General features: G+C 71.6%; 21 protein-coding genes. 12 read left to right on the forward strand and 9 right to left on the reverse strand.

Going from position 1 to position 22,248, the window contains the following annotated elements; genetic code table 11:
* Positions 1-105: 105 nt before the first annotated feature.
* Positions 106-789: a spermidine synthase gene (locus ACIF83_RS14630; RefSeq protein WP_398137576.1), complete on the reverse strand. Its 684-nt coding sequence runs from the start codon at positions 787-789 to the stop codon at positions 106-108.
* A 184-nt stretch (positions 790-973) separates the two neighbouring features.
* Here ACIF83_RS14630 and ACIF83_RS14635 point away from each other — a divergent pair, with 184 nt between their 5' ends.
* Complete coding sequence (locus ACIF83_RS14635; protein WP_399726785.1) at positions 974-1,372, forward strand: hypothetical protein; 399 nt, start codon at positions 974-976, stop codon at positions 1,370-1,372.
* Between the two features lie 126 nt (positions 1,373-1,498).
* Positions 1,499-2,296, forward strand: coding sequence for a rhomboid-like protein (locus ACIF83_RS14640; RefSeq protein ID WP_399726788.1), 798 nt, complete (start codon positions 1,499-1,501; stop codon positions 2,294-2,296).
* Positions 2,297-2,378: 82 nt separating this feature from the next.
* On the opposite strand, the gene ACIF83_RS14645 is transcribed toward ACIF83_RS14640, so the two are convergent.
* Positions 2,379-2,804 (reverse strand): DUF4259 domain-containing protein, encoded by a 426-nt coding sequence (locus tag ACIF83_RS14645; protein ID WP_399726791.1) that lies wholly within the window; start codon positions 2,802-2,804, stop codon positions 2,379-2,381.
* 182 nt (positions 2,805-2,986) lie between these two features.
* Between ACIF83_RS14645 and lon the strand changes: the two genes are divergently transcribed.
* The 4 genes from lon (at position 2,987) to ACIF83_RS14665 (ending at position 8,120) form a co-directional block, all read left to right on the forward strand.
* The gene (gene lon, locus ACIF83_RS14650; RefSeq protein ID WP_398137572.1) at positions 2,987-5,416 is read left to right on the forward strand and encodes an endopeptidase La; all 2,430 of its coding nucleotides are present in this window, start codon (positions 2,987-2,989) and stop codon (positions 5,414-5,416) included.
* Positions 5,417-5,547: 131 nt separating this feature from the next.
* Positions 5,548-6,555: a serine/threonine-protein kinase gene (locus tag ACIF83_RS14655; RefSeq protein WP_393469167.1), complete on the forward strand. Its 1,008-nt coding sequence runs from the start codon at positions 5,548-5,550 to the stop codon at positions 6,553-6,555.
* Positions 6,556-6,708: 153 nt separating this feature from the next.
* On the forward strand, positions 6,709-7,350 hold the full coding sequence (locus ACIF83_RS14660) for a hypothetical protein (RefSeq protein ID WP_399726796.1): 642 nt from the start codon (positions 6,709-6,711) through the stop codon (positions 7,348-7,350).
* Positions 7,351-7,490: 140 nt separating this feature from the next.
* Positions 7,491-8,120, forward strand: coding sequence for a hypothetical protein (locus tag ACIF83_RS14665; RefSeq protein WP_399726799.1), 630 nt, complete (start codon positions 7,491-7,493; stop codon positions 8,118-8,120).
* Positions 8,121-8,177: 57 nt separating this feature from the next.
* Here ACIF83_RS14665 and ACIF83_RS14670 read toward each other — a convergent pair whose 3' ends face one another.
* Positions 8,178-10,529 (reverse strand): SpoIIE family protein phosphatase, encoded by a 2,352-nt coding sequence (locus ACIF83_RS14670; protein WP_399726802.1) that lies wholly within the window; start codon positions 10,527-10,529, stop codon positions 8,178-8,180.
* 128 nt (positions 10,530-10,657) lie between these two features.
* Positions 10,658-11,482 carry a lysozyme gene (locus tag ACIF83_RS14675; RefSeq protein WP_399726805.1) on the reverse strand — a complete coding sequence of 275 codons (825 nt, stop codon included), beginning with the start codon at positions 11,480-11,482 and terminating at the stop codon, positions 10,658-10,660.
* A gap of 228 nt (positions 11,483-11,710) precedes the next feature.
* On the opposite strand from ACIF83_RS14675, the gene ACIF83_RS14680 reads away from it, so the two are divergent.
* Positions 11,711-12,202: a MarR family winged helix-turn-helix transcriptional regulator gene (locus ACIF83_RS14680; protein WP_393469182.1), complete on the forward strand. Its 492-nt coding sequence runs from the start codon at positions 11,711-11,713 to the stop codon at positions 12,200-12,202.
* Here the strand turns inward: ACIF83_RS14680 and ACIF83_RS14685 are convergent.
* Positions 12,189-13,010, reverse strand: coding sequence for a protein phosphatase 2C domain-containing protein (locus ACIF83_RS14685; protein WP_393469185.1), 822 nt, complete (start codon positions 13,008-13,010; stop codon positions 12,189-12,191). The two genes, ACIF83_RS14680 and ACIF83_RS14685, sit on opposite strands and share 14 nt — an antisense overlap.
* A gap of 372 nt (positions 13,011-13,382) precedes the next feature.
* Between ACIF83_RS14685 and ACIF83_RS14690 the strand changes: the two genes are divergently transcribed.
* The 5 genes from ACIF83_RS14690 to ACIF83_RS14710 are packed head-to-tail and all read left to right on the forward strand — an operon-like array spanning position 13,383 to position 19,296.
* On the forward strand, positions 13,383-16,478 hold the full coding sequence (locus ACIF83_RS14690; protein ID WP_399726809.1) for a nitrate- and nitrite sensing domain-containing protein: 3,096 nt from the start codon (positions 13,383-13,385) through the stop codon (positions 16,476-16,478).
* Entirely contained in the window at positions 16,475-16,972 is a 498-nt protein-coding gene (locus ACIF83_RS14695; RefSeq protein ID WP_393469190.1) for a roadblock/LC7 domain-containing protein, read from the forward strand. Before ACIF83_RS14690 ends, ACIF83_RS14695 begins: the two co-directional genes overlap by 4 nt.
* The gene (locus tag ACIF83_RS14700) at positions 16,969-17,385 is read left to right on the forward strand and encodes a DUF742 domain-containing protein (protein ID WP_393469192.1); all 417 of its coding nucleotides are present in this window, start codon (positions 16,969-16,971) and stop codon (positions 17,383-17,385) included. The genes ACIF83_RS14695 and ACIF83_RS14700 overlap by 4 nt, the downstream gene beginning before the upstream one ends.
* Positions 17,366-18,013, forward strand: coding sequence for an ATP/GTP-binding protein (locus ACIF83_RS14705; RefSeq protein ID WP_393469195.1), 648 nt, complete (start codon positions 17,366-17,368; stop codon positions 18,011-18,013). Before ACIF83_RS14700 ends, ACIF83_RS14705 begins: the two co-directional genes overlap by 20 nt.
* Positions 18,014-18,042: 29 nt before the next feature.
* A complete protein-coding gene (locus tag ACIF83_RS14710) occupies positions 18,043-19,296 on the forward strand; it encodes a styrene monooxygenase/indole monooxygenase family protein (RefSeq protein WP_399726813.1) in 1,254 nt (417 codons plus the stop codon).
* Positions 19,297-19,562: 266 nt separating this feature from the next.
* On the opposite strand, the gene ACIF83_RS14715 is transcribed toward ACIF83_RS14710, so the two are convergent.
* From ACIF83_RS14715 to ACIF83_RS14730, 4 genes are all read right to left on the reverse strand, one after another.
* Positions 19,563-19,931 carry an SH3 domain-containing protein gene (locus ACIF83_RS14715; RefSeq protein WP_393469201.1) on the reverse strand — a complete coding sequence of 123 codons (369 nt, stop codon included), beginning with the start codon at positions 19,929-19,931 and terminating at the stop codon, positions 19,563-19,565.
* Between the two features lie 104 nt (positions 19,932-20,035).
* Positions 20,036-21,100 (reverse strand): NlpC/P60 family protein, encoded by a 1,065-nt coding sequence (locus tag ACIF83_RS14720; protein ID WP_399726817.1) that lies wholly within the window; start codon positions 21,098-21,100, stop codon positions 20,036-20,038.
* A 111-nt stretch (positions 21,101-21,211) separates the two neighbouring features.
* Positions 21,212-21,514: a hypothetical protein gene (locus ACIF83_RS14725; RefSeq protein WP_393469206.1), complete on the reverse strand. Its 303-nt coding sequence runs from the start codon at positions 21,512-21,514 to the stop codon at positions 21,212-21,214.
* 4 nt (positions 21,515-21,518) lie between these two features.
* Positions 21,519-22,172 carry a TetR/AcrR family transcriptional regulator gene (locus tag ACIF83_RS14730; protein WP_393469208.1) on the reverse strand — a complete coding sequence of 218 codons (654 nt, stop codon included), beginning with the start codon at positions 22,170-22,172 and terminating at the stop codon, positions 21,519-21,521.
* Between the last annotated feature and the right edge of the window lie 76 nt (positions 22,173-22,248).

Raw genomic sequence — 22,248 nt, forward strand, 5'->3', positions numbered from 1 at the left:
CGCCCCTGTTGCTTTCCGGAATCCGTGGGGTGATCCCATGACTGCGATTGACGCTTGAATGATCGGCGTCAGGGCAGCACATTACGGGGACTCACCGCGCCGTCGCTATCCAGGTCGGACGGCGAGGTGCACGGCGTCCGGAACGCCCCGGGCAACGGGGACCTCTTCGGTACGCACCTGACGGAACCCGGCATTCCACATGGTTCCTTCAAATTCCGGAGAGGGCTCGGCAGACCATACCGCCAACACCCCGCCCGGCCTCAACACCCTTGCACACGCGGAAAGTCCGGACGGTGAGTAGAGGCTGTCGTTGTCCTCGGTGACGGTCCAGCCGGGACCGTTGTCGATGTCGAGACACAGGGCGTCGAACGTGTCCGATGTCTCATTGACGTAAGTGACGAGATCGGCCTCGACGATCTCGGTACGCGGATCGGCGAGCGCGTGCGCGGAGAGCTCCGACAGCGGTCCGTCGCCCCGGTGCCAGTCGATGACGGCCGGCTCCCGCTCCACGACCGTGATCCGCCCCCACCTGTCGGGATCCGCCGCGGCGTGTGCGAGCGAGAATCCCACCCCCAGTCCGCCGATCAGCACGTCCGGTGCCGGGCGCCCGTCCAGGGCGTCGTACGCGGCGTCGACCAGCAGCCGCTCCGAGCGGCCGTCGGAGGTGTCCATGAGGAAGCATCCGTTGGCGATGATCTGCAGCAACTCGCCGTGCCTGCGCAGCACCACCTCCCCGTACGGGCCTTCGCGACGGTCCAGGACCACGGGAGTGTCGTAGACGGCAGTCATACGCCCATCCTCCTCGAACGAGGCGTTGCGTTCACGGGAATTGACGACGAACCCGCGGGTGACATGGGTGGGGAGGTGCGGCCGACTGCCGCCGCACGCCGCCACCGCGCGCCTCGCGCGCGCCGCCGGGCGTGCCTACGCCCGGAGCGGACGCCCTCACCGGTCCGGCGCGGGTGTTCTCCGGATGTCTGCCCGTGCGTGGACGGCGGGGGTGAGGGCCGTGGGCGCGATGTACCTGTTCGTGGAGCCCGAGGACCTGCTCGGCGAGCTCCGTGCCGCCCTGGCGCGGGCCGCGCGCGGACACGGCGGCCTCGTCACGCTGACCGGGGCGGCCGGCGCGGGCAGGACCCGCCCCGTCCTCGGCACCGTCCCGCGCCACCGCGTCGACGCCGCCCCCACCGGACTCGTCCTGGAGTTCGAGGAGCGGTGGGAGGGCGAACAGGGCGCCTGGTACTGCCGTGAACTGATGGGCGGTGAGATCCGCGACGGCGCACTGAGCGAGCTGTCCGTCTACTGCACCGGCGACTGGTCCCCGGACGTCCGGGCCGCGTACGCGAGGGAGGTGACACTGCTGCGGCCCTGAACCCGGTGGGGGCGGACGCGTTTGAAGCCTCTGAGGTTGCTGTGAATCCGCTCTCGCGTGGCGTCGGTCATAGACAGCGGCCGCGGGAACACGAAGGGTGGGGCGCGACGGAAGGAGTGCCTCACCGTGGAACGGACCGTGACCGGGCCTGCGACGGCCGCGTCCCCGCCCCTGGGCACGTCCCTTCCCGCCGACTCCCTGCCGGATGTCACCGGCCTGCTCGACGGAGTCCCACGCCAACGCGAGCTGCCCGCCCCGGCCACGACGCCGGCCCCGGCCGCGAGCCGCCCCTCCTTCCGGCCCTGGTACCTCCTGCCGACCCCCACCGGCACCCCGTTCACCTTCGCCTACGCGGCCCTCCTCGCCCTCACCTCGCTGGTGGCGGCCTGGGCCGACCCCGCCCTGACGCACACGCTCTACCAGGCCTCCAGCACCGACGTCGCCCACCTGGTGCGCACGCCGGTGCTGGTGCTGCTGGCGAGCGCGCTGTGGATCGCGGGCGGCGTCGTGTCGCCGTACGCGGGTGCGTTCGTGCTGGTGCTCACCGCGCTGGAGCGGCGGATAGGCGGTGCCCGGGCGGCCTGTGTGTTCCTCGCGGGGCACGTCCTGGCCACCCTTGCGACGGAGGTCCCGGTGGGCCTCGCGGTCCTGTTCGGCCATCTTCCGGAGACCTCCCTGCACCGCCTCGACTACGGCATCAGCTTCGGTGTCGCCGCCAGCATCGGCGCGCTGTCCGGCCTGCTCACCCCCTGGGTCCGCTGGCCCCTGCTCGCCCTGGTCGCGAGCACGCTCCTCGACGACCTGATCGCCTTCCAGGACCCGATGACCAACTGGGGCCACCTGATCGCCCTGACCACGGGCATCGCCGGCTGGCCGCTGGTGCGGCGCTGGCGCCTCCCGGCGACTTCCCCGGTTTCCGTGTGAACGCCTGAGCGATGGCGCAGCGATCCTCCCGGCCGCGGCAGGAGCCGAGACATCCGCCTGCCGGCCTTCCCGAGCCGTACGCTCAGCACAGGCTGAGCTGTTCCCCCTCCGCAGGCGGCAGGAGTATGTGCCGCATCCGCTCGACACCGGACCGCCACGGGCCGCCCTCGGAGTCCTCCCACAGGTCCAGCAGCTCGGACGGCTCGGTCACGACCCGGTCGAGGGCTTGCAGCGCGAGTGGCCGCAGGGCCGCGAGATCGGGGAGGGGTTCCTCGGGCCCGTAGTGCGGCGAGGGGACGTCACCGCCCGGAAGCTGGGCGGCGACCAGCGCGGCCGCCGCGACGGCCTCTTCCGCCTCGGGTGCTTCGAGGTGGTCGTCGGTGTCGACGGCTCGCACCAGCGCGTCGCGAACCATTCCCGCGCGCTCGTCCACGGCCGCGTCGTCGAGACCGTTGCACCAGTCCGCAGCTGTGTCGTTGTCAAAGGGTCCCGTGTCCCATGTGCCCATGCGGCCCTCCCTGTTCGTGCCGATGTCCGGGCATCCTGGCAGGCCCCACTGACAACTCCTCCGGCCTGCGACGACACCACGGTCACCGGTCGATCGCTCACAGCGAACAAGAACCCGGGAACATTGGCGGAGCCCCGTGCATTGAGTCGGCATAGCTCAAGTTGACTGCCTAAGGGGAGATCATGGCTGCTGAGTCCACGGCGTTCACGCTCGTGTTGCCCGTGCTGCCGCTCGACGACGAGGTCGTGCTGCCCGGGATGGTGGTTCCGCTGGACCTGAGCGACGCCGAGGTGCGGGCCGCGGTGGAGGCCGCGCAGGCCGCCGCCCGGTCGGAGCCCGGGAAGCCCAAGGTTCTGCTGGTGCCGCGCATCGACGGTACGTACGCCAAGACCGGTGTGCTGGGCACCGTCGAGCAGGTCGGCCGACTGGCCGACGGCGACCCGGGGGCCCTGATCCGCGGCCGCGGCCGGGTGCGGATCGGCGCCGGCACGACGGGTCCGGGCGCTGCGCTGTGGGTCGAGGGCGCGCGGGTCGACGAGGCCGTGCCGGACCCACTGCCCGGGCATGCCACCGAACTCGTCAAGGAGTACAAGGCCCTTGCCACCAGCTGGCTGAAGAAGCGCGGTGCCTGGCAGGTCGTGGACCGCGTCCAGGCCATCGACGACGTCTCCGCGCTCGCCGACAACTCCGGGTACTCGCCCTTCCTCACCACCGAGCAGAAGGTCGAGTTGCTGGAGACCGCCGACCCGGTGGCCCGCCTCAGGCTCGCCGCGCAGCAGTTGCGCGACCACCTCGCCGAGCAGGACGTGGCCGAGACCATCGCCAAGGACGTCCAGGAGGGCGTCGACAAGCAGCAGCGCGAGTTCCTGCTGAGGCGTCAGCTCGAGGCCGTCCGCAAGGAACTGCGCGAGCTGAACGGCGAGCAGGACGGCGAGGAGTCCGACGACTACCGCGCCCGTGTGGAGGCCGCCGACCTGCCGGAGAAGGTGCGCGAGGCCGCGCTCAAGGAGGTCGACAAGCTGGAGCGGTCCTCCGACCAGTCGCCCGAGGGCTCGTGGATCCGCACCTGGCTGGACACGGTCCTGGAGATGCCGTGGAACGAGCGGACCGATGACAGCGCTTCCGCGTACGACATCCGGGGCGCCAAGGCGATCCTGGACGCCGAGCACGCGGGTCTGGAGGACGTGAAGGAGCGCATCACCGAGTACCTGGCGGTGCGCAAGCGGCGCAGTGAGCGCGGTCTCGGTGTCATCGGCGGGCGGCGCGGCGGGGCCGTGCTCGCGCTCGTCGGTCCTCCCGGCGTCGGCAAGACCAGCCTCGGCGAGTCCGTCGCGCACGCCATGGGCCGCAAGTTCGTCCGTGTCGCCCTCGGTGGTGTCCGGGACGAGGCGGAGATCCGCGGTCACCGGCGCACGTACGTCGGCGCACTGCCCGGCCGTGTCGTGCGTGCCATCAAGGAGGCGGGGTCGATGAACCCCGTGGTCCTGCTGGACGAGATCGACAAGGTGGGGTCGGACTACCGGGGCGACCCGGCCGCGGCCCTGCTGGAGGTTCTGGACCCGGCGCAGAACCACACCTTCCGGGACCACTACCTGGAGGTCGAACTCGACCTGTCCGACGTGGTCTTCCTCGCCACCGCCAACGTCCTGGAGGCCATCCCGGAGGCGCTCGCCGACCGTATGGAGATCGTCCGCCTGGACGGCTACACCGAGGACGAGAAGGTCGTCATCGCGCGGGACCACCTGCTCCCGCGCCAGCTGGAGCGGACCGGCCTGGCCAAGGACGAGGTCACGATCGACGAGGGCGCGCTGCGCAAGCTCGCCGGCGAGTACACCCGCGAGGCGGGCGTGCGCACTCTGGAGCGGTCCATCGCGCGGCTGCTGCGCAAGGTCGCGGCCCAGCACGAACTCGGCGAGCGGAAGCTGCCGTTCACCGTCCGGGACGAGGATCTCCGTGCGCTGATCGGGCGTCCGCACCACGTGCCCGAGTCCGCCCAGGACCCGGCCGAGCGCCGTACGTCCGTGCCGGGCGTGGCGACCGGCCTCGCGGTCACCGGAGCCGGTGGCGACGTCCTCTTCGTCGAGGCGTCCCTCGCCGACCCGGAGACGGGCGCTGCGGGGCTGACCCTGACCGGCCAGCTGGGCGACGTGATGAAGGAGTCGGCGCAGATCGCGCTGAGCTTCCTGCGCAGCCACGGCGCCGAACTGGAGCTGCCGGTGGCCGACCTGAAGGACCGGGGCGTGCACATCCACTTCCCGGCGGGCGCGGTCCCGAAGGACGGACCGAGTGCGGGCATCACGATGACCACGGCCCTCGCGTCCCTGCTCTCCGGCCGGCTGGTCCGCACCGACGTGGCGATGACCGGCGAGGTCTCGCTGACCGGCCGGGTGCTGCCCATCGGCGGTGTGAAGCAGAAGCTGCTCGCCGCCCACCGCGCCGGGGTGACCACCGTGATCATCCCCAAGCGCAACGAACCCGACCTGGACGACGTCCCGGCCGAGGTGCTGGACAAGCTCGACGTCCACGCCGTGACCGACGTCCGTCAGGTCCTGGAGCTGGCGCTCGCACCCGCCAGGAACGGCGCGGCACCGGAGGTTCCGGTAGCGGCGTGACGACGCGGTCCATCAGCGGGTTCCGTCCGCGGTGACCGGATGAGGGAAGGCCCGGGTCCCTTGAGGGAGGCCCGGGCCTTCGCCGTGCCGCGGACAAGCGCGCATATGGATCAACTGGATAGAATTCAGGCGTGAGTGGGCAGGTGGTGCAACCTTCCGGCCCGATCGGGACGGAGATCGCCGGCTACCGGGTGGAGCGCGAGCTGGGCCGCGGTGGCATGGCCGTCGTCTACTGCGCCAAGGACCTGCGCCTCGGCCGTACCGTCGCCCTCAAGCTCCTCGCGCCCGAGTACACCCGCAACGACGCCTTCCGCCGCCGCTTCCACCAGGAGTCACGGATCGCCGCCGCCATCGACCATCCCCACATCGTCCCCGTCTTCGAGGCCGGCGAGACCGACGGGATCCTGTACATCGCGATGTGCTTCGTGCACGGGATGGACCTGCGCGCCGTGCTCGACCGCGACGGCCCGCTCTCCGTGCCGGCCGCGCTGCGCATCGCCGCCCAGCTGGCGTCCGCGCTCGACGCGGCCCATGAGCACGATCTGGTGCACCGGGACGTCAAGCCCGGCAACGTCCTGGTCGCCAAGGGTGTCGACAGCGACCACCCCGAGCACGTCTACCTCACGGACTTCGGGCTGGCGAAGAAGTCCCTGTCGCTCACCGGGTTCACCACCGCGGGCGAGTTCGTCGGCACCCTCGACTACGTGGCGCCGGAGCGGGTCGCGGGCCGCCCCGTGGACGGCAGGTCCGATCTCTACAGCCTGGCCTGTGTCGTCTACGAGACCCTCGCGGGCGCGCCGCCCTTCCGCCGGGACGACGACCTGGAGCTGCTGTGGGCGCACCAGTACGACCCGCCGCCCCGGCTGAGCGAGGAGCGGGCCGGGATCCCGGCGGCCGCCGACGACGTCCTGTGCAGGGCGCTGGCCAAGGCCCCGGACGACCGGTACGGCACCTGTCTGGAGTTCGTCGCGGCCCTGCGGGCTGCCCTGGCCGACTGCGGCCCGCAGCGCCGTACGCCCACGCTGGTGGACGCCCGTGCGGCCGACGCCCGCCCCGCCGCCGACCCGGCGCCTGCCCCGCCGTCCCCGCCCGCACCGCCCGACTGGGCCGGCCCGGTCCTCAAGGGACCCGCGTCCTAGGCGCGCCGCGCTAAATACCGGGCGTTTTCCTCCTCGTCAAGTCCCGAGTCCTCGGAACGTGACCGCGTTCTGGAATTCCGGCCTACTTGAAGCACGGCCCCACCGGAGAAACCGGAAACCGAAAAAGGGCCCCGATCCAAGTAGGAGAAAGTCATGAAGCGCATCAACGAGAACCGCGAGTCCGTCCGTACCAAGCGAGGCGTCCGCCTCTCCACGATCGTCGCCTCGGCCGTGGTCGTCGCCGGCGGAATCATTCTCCCGGCCACCGCCGCCTCGGCCGCCCCGATGCACGAGTCGTCGACCGTCACGCTGGTGACCAAGCACCACGACAATCACCACAGTGACCACCACAAGAAGGCGAAGAAGGGCAACGCGACCGGCGGCAACGGCGGTAATGCCACGAGCAATGGCAAGGGCGATGCGACCGGTGGTAACGGTGGTAATGCCACGAGTAATGGCAAGGGCGATGCGACCGGTGGTAACGGTGGTAATGCCACGAGTAATGGCAAGGGCGATGCGACCGGTGGTAACGGTGGTAACGCCACGAGTAATGGCAAGGGCGATGCGAACGGCGGCAACGGTGGTAACGCCACGACCAATGGTGCCGGGGATGCGAACGGCGGCAACGGTGGTAACGCCACGAGCAATGGTGCCGGGGATGCGAACGGCGGCAACGGTGGTAACGCCACGACCAACGGTGGCGGGGATGCGAACGGCGGCAATGGTGGTAACGCCACGAGCAACGGTGGCGGGGACGCGACCGGTGGCAACGGAGGTGACGCCACTGCCAACTGAGGCCCACGTCGCTGACAGCAGCGAGTGAGCGACGACGGATCCGGGTGGCGCGGTCAGCGGCCGCGCCACCCGCCCCCCGGCCACGAGCCCCCAGTCCCCCCCCCGCAATCCCGATCCTCCCTCAAGAAACGGCACCCCTCATGACCCGCAACGTCCGCAAGAGCAGCCTGGCCGTGGCCGCCGCCTCCCTCCTGTTCCCCATCGCCGCAGTACTGATCCCCGCAGGCGCCGCCTTCGCCGCCCCCGCATCGCACAGCGTGACGGCTTCCGCGTCGCACGACGGCCACAGCAGCAAGGGCCACGAGAAGAGCGGCAAGCACCACGAGGACGACCACGGCAAGAAGCACGGCGATCACGGGGACAGGCACCACGGCGACCACGACACCTGCCAGGCCGGCGACGCCACGGGGGGCAACGGCGGCAACGGCACCGGCGGCGACGCCACGGTCTGCACGGCGCCGGGCGGTACCGGCACCGGCGGCACCGGCGGCCGCGGCAGGGGCTCATGCGGCGGCAAGGGTACGAACGGCCGTAACGGCACCGGCACCAATGGCAGCGGCGGCCCGCCGTGCCCCGACGACCACAAGCCGGACCCGTCCGGCGGGGACACCGGCAGCACCTCCACACCGGAGTCGCCCGCTCCGGCCGACCCCGGCCCGGCCGACCCCGGCCCGGCCGACCCCGGACCTGCTGCGCCGGACCCCGGTCATGACAGCGGCGGCACCACCGCCCAGGACCCGCCCGCCCCGCCGGACGTGGTCGTCAACTGAACACGGAGCAATCCGACCGCTCACTGCCCCGCCCCTCCCCGGCGGGGCAGTCCCATGTCAGCCCACGGTCAGCGACTGCTCGGCCCACACGGTCTTGCCGACCCGGTCGTGGCGGGTGCCCCAGCGCTTGGCGAGCTGGGCGACCAGCAGCAGGCCCCGGCCGCCTTCGTCGAAGATCCGGGCGCGCCGCATGTGCGGGGTGGTGCCGCTGGAGTCGTAGACCTCGCAGATCAGGGTGGAGTTCTGGTGGATGAGCCGGAGCTGGATGGGCGGGCGGCCGTAGCGGATGGCGTTGGTGACCAGTTCGCTGACCATCAGCTCGGTGGTGAAGGCGGCCTCGTCCAGCCCCCAGGTGCTCAGCTGGTCGCTCGTGTGCTTGCGGGCCCGAGCCACCACGGAGGGATCGCTGTCCAGCTCCCAGGCGGCGACCCGGTCGGCGTGCAGCGCCCGGGTGCGGGCGACGAGCAGGGCGATGTCGTCGTCGGGGCGGTGGCTCAGCAGCTCGGTCAGCACCCGGTCGCACACCGCGTCCAGCGACGGCGCGGGGCGGCCGAGCGCGCCGAACAGCTTGTCCAGCGCCTCGTCGATGTCATGGTCGCGGGCCTCGAGCAGCCCGTCGGTGTAGAGGGCGAGCAGGCTGCCCTCGGGCAGTTCGGTCTCGAAGGCCTCGAAGGGCAGCCCGCCGAGCCCCAGCGGCGGACCGGGGGGCACGTCGATGAAGCGGACGATGCCGTCCGGGGTGACCACGGCGGGCGGCGGATGGCCGGCCCGGGCGAGCGTGCAATGGCGTGAGACCGGGTCGTAGACCGCGTACAGACAGGTGGTGCCGATGCCCCCGGCGGTCTCGGCCGCCGGGTCGGTGCTGCCCTCGTCGGCGGCCAGCCGCAGGACGAGGTCGTCGAGGTGGGTGAGCAGCTCGTCGGCGGGCAGGTCGACGTCGGCCAGGGTGCGCACCGCGGTCCGCAGCCTGCCCATGGTGGCGGAGGCGCGGATGCCGTGGCCGACGACATCGCCCACGACCAGGGCGACCCGTGCCCCGGACAGCGGGATCACGTCGAACCAGTCGCCGCCCACACCGGCCTTGGTGGCCGCGGGCAGATACCGGGTGGCGATCTCCAGGGCCGCCTGGTCGGGCAGCGTGTGCGGGAGCAGGCTGCGCTGCAGGGACATGGTGGTGGTGCGGGCACGGGAGTAACGGCGGGCGCTGTGCAGGCCGGTGGCCGCATGAGCCGTGAGTTCCTCGGCGATCCGCAGATCCTCCGGGCCGAACGGCTCGGGGCGCAGGTGGCGGCCGAAGAGGGCCACCCCGAGGGCGTTGCCCTCGGCGAGCAGCGGCACCAGCATCAGCGTGCGCGTGCCGCAGGCGTGCAGCCACGCCGCCGCCGGGTCCACGGCCGCCCACGCCGCGATCAGCGGGTCCGAGGTGTCGTAGAGGACGGGGTTGCCGGAGGCGAGGCAATCCGCCGGGGGCGAGCCCGGCTCGTAGGCGATCGCCTGGCCCACCCCGGCCCCGGACGCGCTCACGGCGTCGTCCGGGACGGCGCGCAGCGCGGCGCGGCGCAGGACCAGCGGGCCCACGTCGGCGGGGGCGGCCGGGGAGCGCGGGGCGTCGAGCAGGTCCACGACCATGAAGTCCGCGAGCCGGGGGACCGTGGCCTCGGCCAGCTCCTGCGCGGCCCGAGCGAGGTCGGAAGCCGTACCCGTGTGCGTGCCGGTCTCGCCCTCGGTGCCCCGGCGGGCGGACTCCGGGGCGCGCCGTTGCGCCGCGAGGCAGACGGCGCGCACCCTGCCGGTGCCGTCCTTGAGCGGGGTCAGGACGGTGGGCAGGCTCAGATCCGGGACGAGGCCGGTCTGCACCTCCTGCGGCTCGCCGGTCTCCAGCACCTGGCGCATCGCCCGGTCTGCCTCCTCGCTCGTGTGACCGGGTGAGATGTGGGTCAGGCGCAGCCCGCGCATCGCCGCCTCGGGCAGGGACAGGGCGCGCTCCAGGCGGCGGTTGGCGCGCATCAGGCGCTGCTCGGTGTCGAAGATCGCCAACGGGAAGGGGGACTGGATGAACGTCCACTCCTCCAGCGGTTCGCCCCGGGGCGGCTGGGGCCGGTCCGCCACGGCGGTCACCACGAGCCAGTCGACGGCCCCGGTGGCCGACGTCCGGCGGTGGGCGAGGAGCCCCTGCTCCAGGCGCCGGCCGTCGCGGTGCCGCAGGGGCACGGTGCCGTTCCACCGGTCGCGCCCGGCCAGGGTCCGGCGGGCCGAGCCGGCCTCCGCGGCGAGCAGCGCGGACGCGGGCCGTCCGACGACCTCCGAGGCCTCGTGGCCGAGCAGCCGCTGGGCGCCTTCGCTCCAGCCGGTCAGGATGCCCTGCTCATCGATGGTGGCCGTGGCCGTGTACGTCGACTGTCGCTCCATCGCCGCTCATCTCGCCCTTGCTCGGCAGGCTCCTCTCCTGACCAGCATGATCCCGGCCGGCGCGGAGCACCAACGCAGCGCGCGGCGGCCGCCCGCGAGGGACGACCGCCGCACCTGCACAGCGGCGGCTAGCCGTTGGCCAGCGCCACCACGCGGTCGAGCGCTCCGTTGAACTTGTCGTGGTCCCCGACGGTCGGGCCGGAGGAGGTGTACTGCCACATCGTGTAGTACGACCAGCCCGCGGGCAGTGTCCCCGGGTCCGAGGCGTAGCGGGCGATCCACAGCGGGTTGTTCACGGCGAAGCCGCCGTAGTTGCCGGTGCACTGGGTCCACCAGCTGGTGGCCGTGTAGATCACGGGGTACCGGCCCGTCCGCGCGTTGTAGGTGTTCAGGAAGTCGGCGATCCAGCTGACCATCGCGCCGGCGGACTTGCCGTAGCAGGCGGCGCCGTACGGGTTCCACTCGATGTCGAGCGCGCCGGGCAGGGTCTTGCCGTCGCGGGACCAGCCGCCGCCGTGGTCGACGAAATAGTTCGCCTGGGTGGCGCCGCTCGTGGTGTCCGGGGTCGCGAAGTGGTACGCGCCGCGGATCATGCCGACGTTGTACGAGCCGTTGTACTGCTGCGCGAAGTAGGGGTTCGTGTAGTACGTGCCCTCCGTGGCCTTCGTGTAGGCCCAGCGGACGCCGCTGTTCCACAGGGTGCTCCAGGCGACGTTGCCCTGGTAGCCGGAGACGTCGACACCCTCGGTCTGGGTGACGTCACCGGTGGAGGGGGTGCCGTTCCGTCCGTCGTGGGCGAGGACTCCCATGCCCATGTACGCCGAACCGCGGCTGGGGGTGCTCGCGGCCTGGGCGGTGGAGAGGGGGAGGGCCAGGGAGACCACCGCGAGCAGGGCGGTGACCAGGACGGCGAGCGGACGCGGGTGGAGGGAACCGGGTCTGTGCACGCGCATGACGTGCCTCCGAGGAGTGAGGTGGGGGGACCGTGAAGTGACCGCCGATCCACTGGCGTGGGCATGTCATTGATTGCCTGCTAAAGAAGCTACGCACGTAGACGACGGCGTGGGAAGGGGGTCCGGGGGCTGCCGTTGGTCTACGCCTGCGAAATACTTACGGAGCTGCGGCAATGGCGGCGTTTGACAGAAACTTTCAGGACAGCGAAACCAGTCAGGGGTGCTGACGTGCACGAGGACGGAAACGGCGACGTACATCGGGTCACGGACCAGGTGACGCCGAGTGGTGCAGACCAGGAATTCCTGGCGCTGGAGCGCGAGTTGACCGTGCTGCTCAGGCGCGCCCGGGCCAACCAGGGAGAGATGGCCCGCGAGGTCCACCCCGACCTGGAGTCCTCCGCGTACGGCCTGCTCATCCGCCTCGACGAGCTCGGCGGCCAGCGCGCCACCGAGCTCGCCGCCTACATCGGCGTCGGCAAGGCCACCATGTCCCGCCAGCTGCGTGCCCTGGAGGAGCTGGGCCTGATCGCCCGCGAGCCCGACCCCGCCGACGGCCGCGCCTGGCTGGTGACCCTGACCGACGAGGGCCGCGGCCGCGTCGGCAAGGTCCGCGAGGCCCGCCGCGCCCGCTATGTCAGCCAGCTGGCCCACTGGGACCGCCTCGAGGTGGCCGAACTGGCCCGCCTGCTGCACCAGTTGAACACCGTCATGGAGAAGTAGCCGACGCTCCGGGGACGCCTTGGAGCTCGACGTACACCGCCGTCGCGTCGTCGTGCGTCTTGCTGCGGCCGAGGAACGCCCGCTCCTCCCGGTCCGCCGCCTCCAGCTCCCGTACCCGCTCGACCAGGGAGCGGGTGCCCTCTTTGGCGACGAGGTCGAACAGGGCCGTCCAGTCGCCCTCGTGGAACTTCTCCGTCCAGCGCGTCGCACCGTCCGTCAGCGCGGCCAGGGCCCGCACCTCGCGGCGGGGGAGGGTGCCGGTGACCGCGCGGGAGGCGACCGAGGGGTCGGCGGCGGCGGTGAAGAATCCGCCCTCCTTGTTGCGCAGATGCGCGTCGATCAGGGCGTCGGTGGCCAGTGCGGAGCGGGGCAGCCGGTCGAGCCGGTCGTCCAGGACCGGGGTGACCGCGCCCTCGGGGGACTGCAGGAGCAGCACGGAGTCGGACAGGACCAGGTACTCCACTGTCTCGTCCGACCAGCGGGTCAGGACCACCGTCGCCTGGGGGGTTCGCGGGTGAGAAAGCTCACAGGTGTGCGCGTGGGCCGCCGCGGTCCGGGCGATCGCCCGCGAGAGAATCTCCGGGAGCGTCAGATCTCGCCCGGAAACGGTCAGTTCGGTCAGCGCGCCGCCGAGCCGCGCCGTGAACCAGGGGACCGAATGCAGACACCCCGTCCCGCCCCGTGGTGGCGTCACTCCGTCCAGCAAGATCACGCAACCCCCCTGACCGGACGCGGGTAGTCCGACTCCGGCGAAGTCCTCGTTGGGTCGGGTCGGGTCGCCGGCTTCCGAAACGAGATCAGTGCGCATTCGGCCAGTCTGCACGACCCCTTCACAGGCTTCGCCAAAGGCTGGCAAGCGCCGCCGAATTGGCACGGCCCCGCAGGTCAGGCGCCGGGTTTGGGGGTAAATGACACAGTCTGGAAAGGCGTGGTGGCGAATACTGCCAAAGCCTGACCCGCGCGTCCAACCGGCCCACCGCACAAGGGCGCTGCACACGCCACAGGAACTTGCCCGTCAACTCCCTGCCGATGTTCACTCCTTTGGGTGGCGGGTCAGGTGATGCGCGGCCACTGCCCACCGGCGCTGGGAGGGTCGGGAACCGTACGAACCGGGTGTACGCACCACTTGGTACCGAGATCACGGGGCGCCACCCGGGCCCTTGGGTAGACGAGTTCAGGAATGCGAGCACCGGTGCAGAAGAAGCGGCCTCGGCGCACAGGCAGGCAGACGACCCCCGAGGGGGTCGCCGAGCAGACCCCCGTGGGCACCGGCCGCCCCACTCATGTGCGCACCCGGCTGATCGTCGCGGTGGCGGTGGTGGCCGCGGCCATCGCCGGAGCGGGAGCGCCCGCGCTGCTCACCGCATCCCAGGACCTCAGCGACTCGCAGGACCTGGTGACGCTGGCCACCCGCACACAGGACGCGCTCGCGCTAGCCCACTCGCTCGCCGACGAACGCGACGAGGTCACGGCCTACATCGCCGCCGGCCGCCCCAAGACCAAGGCGCCCTCCGAGCAGCGCAGCGCCCGCGTCGACCGCCAGGTCGACGACCTGCGCGCCGACACCGACACCCCGGCCGCGCTGCGCACCGACCTCGACGCCATCGCGGCCGTCCGGCGCGCCGCCCTCACCGGCAAGACGAACGCGCTGCAGACCCACCAGGCGTACTCGGCCACCATCAGCGAGCTGCACCGGCTCGCCGACGACCTGGCCGACCGAATGCCCCCGCGGGCCGACTCCGGCGCCTATTCCCTCGCCGAACTGGACTCCGCCGTCCAGCAGTCCGCGGCCGCCCGCGGCCTGCTGCTGGCCGCGCTGAACATCCCGTCCAGCACCCAGACGGTGATCAACCCCACCACAGGTCTGCCCACCACGACCACCACCACGAACGAGGCCGACCGCAAGCAGCGCGACGCGCTCACCGCAGCCGCCCAGCAGGCCCGCCTGCGCGCCGACGCGGCCCTCGCCGACTTCCACGAGACGGCCCCCAAGGCGGCGGTGGCCTCGTACGACTCCACGGTCACCGGTCCCGAGGTCAACTCGGCGGAGAAGTACCTGGCCGCCCTCACCGACCAGCCGACGTTCACCGACAGCGAGTCGACCACCAGCGTCAAGAAGCTGGACGCGGCCCTGTCCGCCCGTGTCGACCTGATGCGGGGCGCCGAGTCGGCCCTCTACGACCACCGCACCAAGGACCTCGCCGGGCTCCGGGACGACGACGTCACCGCCCTGGAGATCCGCGTCGCCGTCCTCGGCGTCCTGATGCTGGTCGCCGTGGGCATCGCCACCGGCATGGCCCGCACCCTCACCCGCCCGCTGTCGGTCCTGCGCCGCGGCTCGGCCCGCCTCGCCGAGGCCGAGGACCCGGTCACCCAGGAACCGATCGCCTTCACCGGCCGCAACGACGAGTTCGCCCAGGTCGTCCGCTCGGTCAACGCCCTGCACGCACACGCGGTCGCCCTGCACGAGCAGACCGCTGCCGCGCACGAGCGGGTCACCACCCTGGAGACCGACCGCAAGCACCTGGTGGGCCAGCGGCAGAAGATGGCCGACGCCCGCGAGGAGCTGCGCGCCGAACTCGACGAGTCGGCCGCCCAGCTGGAGCGGCTGCGCGGCAGCATCGGCGGTACGTTCGTCAACCTCGCCCTGCGCACCCTGGGGCTGGTCGAGCGCCAGCTGGCGGTCATCGAGGGCCTGGAGGAGCGCGAACACGACCCCGAGCGGCTCGCCACACTCTTCAAGCTCGACCACTTCGCCACGGTCATGCGCCGCCACAGCGAGAACCTCCTGGTCCTCGCCGGCACCGAGCACGTCCAGCAGCACCACGGCCCGGTCCCGCTGGTGGACGTCGTACGGGCTGCGGTCAGCGAGATCGAACGCTACGAGCGCGTCCGCATCGCCGCCCTGCCGCCGCACGCCCATGTGGCGGGCTTCGCGGCCGACGACCTCTCCCACCTGCTCGCCGAACTCATGGAGAACGCCACCTCGTTCTCCCCGCCGGACCTGCCCGTCGAGGTCTCCGGCTGGCTCCTCGAATCCGGCGAGGTGATGCTCTCCGTCCAGGACGAGGGCATCGGCCTGGCGGGTGACCGGCTCGACCGCCTCAACGCCCGCCTCACCGACTTCGACCCCGCCTCGCCGTACGACCAGGAGGGCGAGGCCGGCCTCGGTCTCGGCCTGTACGTCGTGGCCCGCCTCGCCCACCGGCACGGCGTCCGCGTCCAGCTGCGCGAGCAGAAGCAGGGCGGGGTGGCGGCGGTCGTCGTCCTGCCCCAGTCCCTCCTCGCCGAGGCCCCCGCGGCGGCGGTCCCGCCCTCGGCCGGGCTCTCGGACACCACCCAGTCCGTCTCCTTCCCCGGCGCCGACGCCGAGGCCAACTCCAACGTCCTGCACGCCCGCACCAAGGACCCGGACAAGGACACGGACCCGCTGGTGGCCCTGGCGGAGAAGCTCGCCGGCGAAGCGGAGGCCCTGGAGGCGCACACAAGGCCGGAGCCCGAGGAGCCGGCCACCGAGGCATCGGTGACCCGCCCGAAGGAGCCGGCGGAAACCTTCGCCGAAACAACGATGGAGCTCCTGCTCCCGGACGCGCCGACGGACTCCGAGGCCTCCCACGCACCCGAGGCGGCCGAGACACCCGGGGCCCACGACGTGCCCGCGGCTCACGACGTACCTGAGTCCCGTGATGCTCACGCGGCCTTCCCCGCAGCCGGGTCCCACGACGTGCCCGCGGCCCATGATCTACCTGAGTCCCGTGATGCTCACGCGGCCTTCCCCGCAGCCGGGGCCCACGACGTGCCCGCGGTTCACGACGTACCTGAGTCCCGTGGCTCCCGCGCGGCCTCCCACGCACCCGGGTCCCACGACGTGCCCGCGGCCCACGACGTACCTGAGTCCCGCGGCACCCGTGCACCCGAGTCCCACGGCGCGCCCGCGGCCCACCACGCACCCGCGGTCGCCGGCGGGGAGCAGGCCCCGCTGGGGCCACCGGCAGCCGACGACGAGAGCCGCACGGGTGGTGCGGGTGGGAGCGAGGACGCCGAAGGCGAAGCCGAGGCGCTCACCAGCAAGGGCCTCCCCAAGCGCACACCCAGGATCACCGCGCCCACAGCCCCGCCGCGCCAGCGCAGCGCATCCGTGGACGCCGAAGCCCTCCGCCGCAGACTCGGCGGCTTCCGCCAAGGAGCACAGGCCGGCTACAGGGACGTAGAGGCAGAGATCGCCGCACACACCGAACACGCCACGGGGGGCACAGCCGAGGAGGCAAGCAGTTGACCGCGCCCAGTACCTACGGCCTGAGCAGTGAAGCCCGCAACCTGCACTGGCTGCTGACCAACCTGGTCGAGGAAGTACCCGGCATCCAGTCCGTCGCAGTCGTCTCCTCGGACGGCCTGCTCCTGCTCTCCTCCGACCCCGCCCGCACGGCCGAGTCCCGCCAGAAGAAGGCGGCGAAGGGCCCCCGGGGCTCCTCCGCCGACCTGGCGACCATCGTCTCCGGCATCGGTAGCCTCACCATCGGCGCCGCCAGTCTCATGGAGTTCGGCGGCGTCAAGCACACGATGATCGCGATGGACGAGGGCAGCCTCTTCGTGATGTCGATCAGCGACGGCTCGCTGCTCGGCGTGCACGGCTCCGCGGAGTGCGACATGAGCGTGGTGGCGTACCACATGGCGCTCTTCGTCGGCCGCGCCGGCCACGTCCTGACCCCCGAACTCCGCAGCGAGCTGAGGAAATCGCTGGAGGCCGAGTCGACGGGGAGCGCCCGATGAGCGGCGCGGCCAAGAAGCAGCAGCTCCCGGTCCGCGGCGGCGACCGCAAACCCGCCCGTGTCCGCCCCTACTCGCTCACCGGCGGCCGTACCCGCTTCGGCCACGTCCTCCTCGTGGAGACCTTCGTGGCCGCCCTCGAAGCCCCCGAGGAGCGCAAGGAACTGACGAACGGCTCCCTCGCCACCCGGGTGATGCCGGAGATGCGGGCCATCGTCGAACTGTGCCGCCGGATGCGCACGGTGGCCGAGATCGCCGCGCTGCTGAGAATGCCGCTCGGCGTGGTCCGCGTCCTGCTGAGCGATCTCGCGGACCAGGGAAAGATCCGTGTGTACGGCACCGGAACGGGTCACGGCACCGGCCGCCCGGACCGCGTTCTGCTGGAAAGGGTGCTGAGTGGACTCCGCCGTCTCTGACGCCACCGGCGTCACCCCCCTCGTCGCCGGCTTCGCCGAGCCCGACGAGGATCTGAAGGCCTGGCAGAAGGACCGGGACCGGGCCCCCGTCGCGACCAAGATCGTGATCGCGGGCGGGTTCGGCGTCGGCAAGACCACGCTGGTCACGACCGTCTCGGAGATCACACCGCTGCAGACCGAGGCGCTGATGACCGAGGCGAGCGAGGGCACCGACGACCTCTCCGCCACGCCCGGCAAGCTGACCACCACGGTGGCCATGGACTACGGCCGCATCACGCTCGACGACGACCTGGTCCTCTACCTGTTCGGCACGCCGGGCCAGCAGCGGTTCTGGTTCATGTGGGACGACCTGGTGCGCGGCGCGATCGGCGCCGTCGTCCTGGCCGACACCCGCCGCCTGAAGGACTGTTTCCCCGCACTGGACTACTTCGAGAGCTGCCGACTGCCGTACGTCGTCGCGGTCAACCACTTCGACGACAGCGAGCTGTTCGAGCCGGAGGACGTACGCGAGGCACTGACCATCCCCGCGCACATCCCTGTCATGATCATGGACGCGCGGCGCCGGATCTCGGTGATCGAGACCCTCCTGGCCCTGGTGGGCCACGCGCTGGACGAAACCCCCGAGTAGTCCCCAGCCCCCGTAGGAGACACACCCGCATGCGGAAGATACTCGTCGTCGGAGCCGGCCAGTCCGGACTCCAGCTCGCCCTCGGTCTGCATTCGCACGGCTACGAGGTCACCCTGATGTCGAACCGGACCGCGGACGAGATCCGCTCCGGCCGGGTCATGTCGACGCAGTGCATGTTCGACACGGCACTGCAGCACGAGCGCGATCTCCAGCTGAACTTCTGGGAGTCCCAGGCCCCGAAGATCGAAGGACTCGGCGTCTCGGTCGCGGCCCCCGGCTCGCACGACCCCGGTCCGACCCAGCGGGCGATCGACTGGGTGGGCAGGCTCGACGGGTACGCGCAGTCGGTCGACCAGCGGGTGAAGATGGCCGGCTGGATGGAGACCTTCGCCCAGCGCGGCGGCCAGCTGGTCATCCACGGCGCGGCCGTCGGCGACCTCGACTACTTCTCCCGCACCTACGACCTCGTCCTGGTCGCTGCGGGCAAGGGCGAGCTGGTCTCGATGTTCGCCCGCGACCCGGAGCGCTCCCCGTACAGCGAGCCGCAGCGCGCGCTGGCCGTCTCGTACGTCCACGGCCTCGGTCCGCGCCCGGAGCACCCGGAGTTCGACGCGGTCCGCTGCAACCTGGTCCCCGGGGTCGGCGAGCTGTTCATCATGCCGACGCTCACCACCTCGGGCCGCGCCGACATCCTGTTCTGGGAGGGCATACCCGGCGGCCCGCTCGACGTCTTCAACGGCGTCAAGGACCCGGCGGAGCACCTCTCCCTGACCCTGGAACTCATGGAGAAGTTCACTCCGTGGGAGTACGCGCGGGCCACTAAGGTCGAACTGACCGACGCCGGCGGCACGTTGGCCGGCCGGTACGCCCCGACCGTGCGCAACCCCATCGGCCGGCTGCCCTCCGGCGGTCTGGTCCTCGGCGTGGCCGACGTGGTCGTCGCCAACGACCCGATCACGGGCCAGGGTTCCAACTCCGCGTCCAAGTGCGCGGCCGCGTACCTCGCCTCGATCCTGGAGCGGGAGGACAAGCCGTTCGACGAGGAGTGGATGCGCGCCACGTTCGACCGGTACTGGAACACGGCTCAGCACGTCACCAAGTGGACCAACGCCATGCTGGCGCCGCCGCCGGAGCACATCCTGAACCTCATCGGTGCGGCGGGCCAGCTGCAGCCGGTGGCGGATCGATTCGCCAACGCGTTCAACGATCCGGCCGACTTCGAGAACTTCTTCTATGAGCCTGAGAAGACGCAGGCCTACCTGGCTTCGGTCGCCGGGGCCTGAGGCTGCTGTGGCGGTGCGTCTTCTCGGCTGTCGGGCAGCGTGCTGTGCCGTGTCCGGGGACGCCCCGCCGTCAGCTGCGTAGACAGCGACCGTTTCGCACATCGACGACGAGACGCCCGCCCGCCGTCCTGCCGTACGAGGAGGAAGTGCCGGACGGACCGAACCGGCGCGAGCCGGACGCCTCTTTCCGGCGCGGCCTCCCTGCACCGGACGGGGCCCGCCCCCCCCCGCCTGGGGGAGGGGCCCCTCCGATGATGCTCAGATGCTCAGACGCCCAGCGCCACGCACGCCACGGCCACCCAGCCGTCGTGGCCGTTGATCCGGACGGTCATCCACTCGGTGCTGGTGATGCCGCACGCCTTGTACCGCTGGCGGTTCACGGAACTCTCGCCGAGGCTGCCGCACGGCAGCTTTCCCCCGGCGGCGATGCCGCCGATGACGGAGTAGGTCGTCCCGGCCCCGCTGCGCACGTTCACCTCGGAGCCGGAGTTGTTGTAGACGTGGCAGCTGAACGCGGCGGCGGAAGCGGTCTGCGTGGTGGTCTGCGCGGGCGCGGCGCCGGCAGGGGTGATCGCGAACGCCGTGGCGCCGATGAGCGAAGCGGTGACGGTCGCGGCCTTCAGAGAGAGTTGCACATTTCCCCGATTCATTTGTACATGGTCATCGGCACCTTACAGCGGCTGACACGACGAGGCGGATCGGCCTTGATGACCTTGTCCAGGGCGGCAGTTGGGCAGACCTACCTGGCCTCGGTGGCCCGGGCCTGAGCGGGGGAGTCGTCGGGGCGCACGGCGCCAAGTACGGGGTTGGACGCCAACGGGGAGATCCTGATCTTCTCGCCCGGTCTTGGTGCCTGTACGACCTTCCCGTCCCCGACGTACATGGCCACGTGTGTCGCCTCCGGGAAGTAGATCACCAGGTCGCCCGGACGCAGGTCGGTCAGCGGGATTCTCTTCAGGCGGTCCCACTGTTCCTGGCTGGTGCGGGGGATGGGGGTGCCCGCGTGGTCCCAGGCCTGGGAGGTGAGGCCCGAGCAGTCGTACGACTTCGGGCCCGCCGCTCCCCACTGGTACGGCTTGCCGATCTGGTCCATGGCGTAACGGACCGCCCGCTCGCCCTCGGCCGAGGAAGGGACCGCGGCCTTGCCGAGGGCGCCCGAGGTCGCGAGCTTGTCCTGGGCCTCCGTGACCCCCTGCTGTTCCAGCCGGGCGATCGCGCTCAGCTGTTGCGGGGTGAGGGAGGCGAGGAGCCGTTCGACGTCGGCGAGCCTGGTCGTCACGTCGTCGCGCTGCTTCTTCTGCCGTGCGGCGAGGGTCTGCTGGGTGTCCAGGGCCTTGCGGGCCGCCCTGGCCAGTGCGTCCTTCTTCTTCTCGGTGCCGGTCAGCCGGTCCACCGTTTCGGCGCGCTCGCGGGCCAGCTGCCCGATGACATGACCCTCGTCGAGGGCGTGCTGTGGGTCCGGGGCGAGCAGCAGGCGTACGTAGGGGGAGAGGTCGCTGCGGTTCTGGTACTGCTCCCGGGCCAGCCGTCCGGCGTCGGTCCGGCTGCTCTGCAGGGCGAGCCGGGCCCGGGCCAGTTCGCCGTCGAGGCGGTCCACCTCGGCCTGCTGCTTCTTGAGCTGCTCCGCCGTGGCGTTGTAGGTCTCGGTGGCCTGTTCGGTCTGCCGGTACAGCTGCTGAAGATCCGTCAGCAGCTCGGAGACGGGCCGCTGCGGATCGGGCGCGGCCACAGCCACCGCGGGCGCGAGGACGGACTGGGCCGCCACCGCGGCCGTACAGGCCAGGCGCAGAAGCACTCCTGACACGTCATCACCTCCGGTGCGGAACAGGCGGACCTTCCACCCGTCGCCGCACGGCGATAATCGGACATGTAGGGAGATCTGTGTGCCCTGCCTACGCGGTTCGGCGCAACCCTGTCACCCGGAGGCGTCATCCGGCTTGCCGGACGGCCGCTCGTCCGGCTTGGACCAGGGCCATTTGACCTTGCTCGCCGACCTGCCCTTGGGGTCGTACTGGTACTTCCACCCCTGAGTCAGTCCGAGTCTCCCGCTGTGCCCCCTCGGCACGCGGCGGTACACGAGCACGGTGGGCGGGCCGCCGGCCGCGTCCGGGACGGGGATGCGGTACGTCTTCGGGGGGTGGCCGGTCATGCCCAGCAGCACGGGCAGCACGCGCCCGTCCATGGGGCCGCCCTCGAAGGGGGTGTCCTGACTCTTCACGGTCTCAGTCTCGGCCATCCTCGGCGAGCGCGCCGACGAGGTCGGCCGTCTGCGGGTCACGCCCCGCGGTCACCGTGAGGACGGCCACGAACTGCTCGACCAGCCAGTCGCGCAGCTCCTCGACCGGGGGCTGCTTGTCCTCGTCCAGCCAGATCAGGGAAGCCGCCTCGACGGCCGTGATCCACATCCGGACGGTCATGCGCAGCCGCGGGCCCGGGGCGGAGACGCCGAGGTGGCTGAAGATGTGCTCGGCGGCGGCCCTGCGCACCCCGTCCACTATGGCGGTCGTCCGGGACGTCTCCACCACGCTGCCGCCCTGGAGCAGCGCGCTGAAGCCGGTGTCGTGCTCGTCCACGAAGGTCAGATAGCGGTCGAGGGCCCGGGACAGACGGGGCAGCAGGGGGCCGTGCAGCGGCTCGTCGAAGCAGAGCTGCAGCTCCTCGGCGGCCGATCTGAGCGCGGCCTCGTACAGCTGCTGCTTCCCTCCGGGGAAGTACCGGTACACGAGCGGACGGGAGACCCCGGCCGCCTCCGCCACGTCGTCGAGCGAGACGTCCTCGGGGGCGCGGTGCGCGAAGAGCGAGAGGGCGGCGTCGAGGAGCTGACTGCGGCGCTCCTCGACGCTCAACCTGCGGTAGGCCGGGGCGGTGGGGGTCATGGGATTCAGCGTAGTCGTCCCGGGTGCGGGAGCGTCGTGGCTGATCGCGCCCACGCGGCGGGGTCGCATATCGATA

Origin of the sequence: Streptomyces sp. NPDC085866 (genome assembly GCF_044541035.1) — a bacterium.
Lineage (GTDB): Bacteria > Actinomycetota > Actinomycetes > Streptomycetales > Streptomycetaceae > Streptomyces.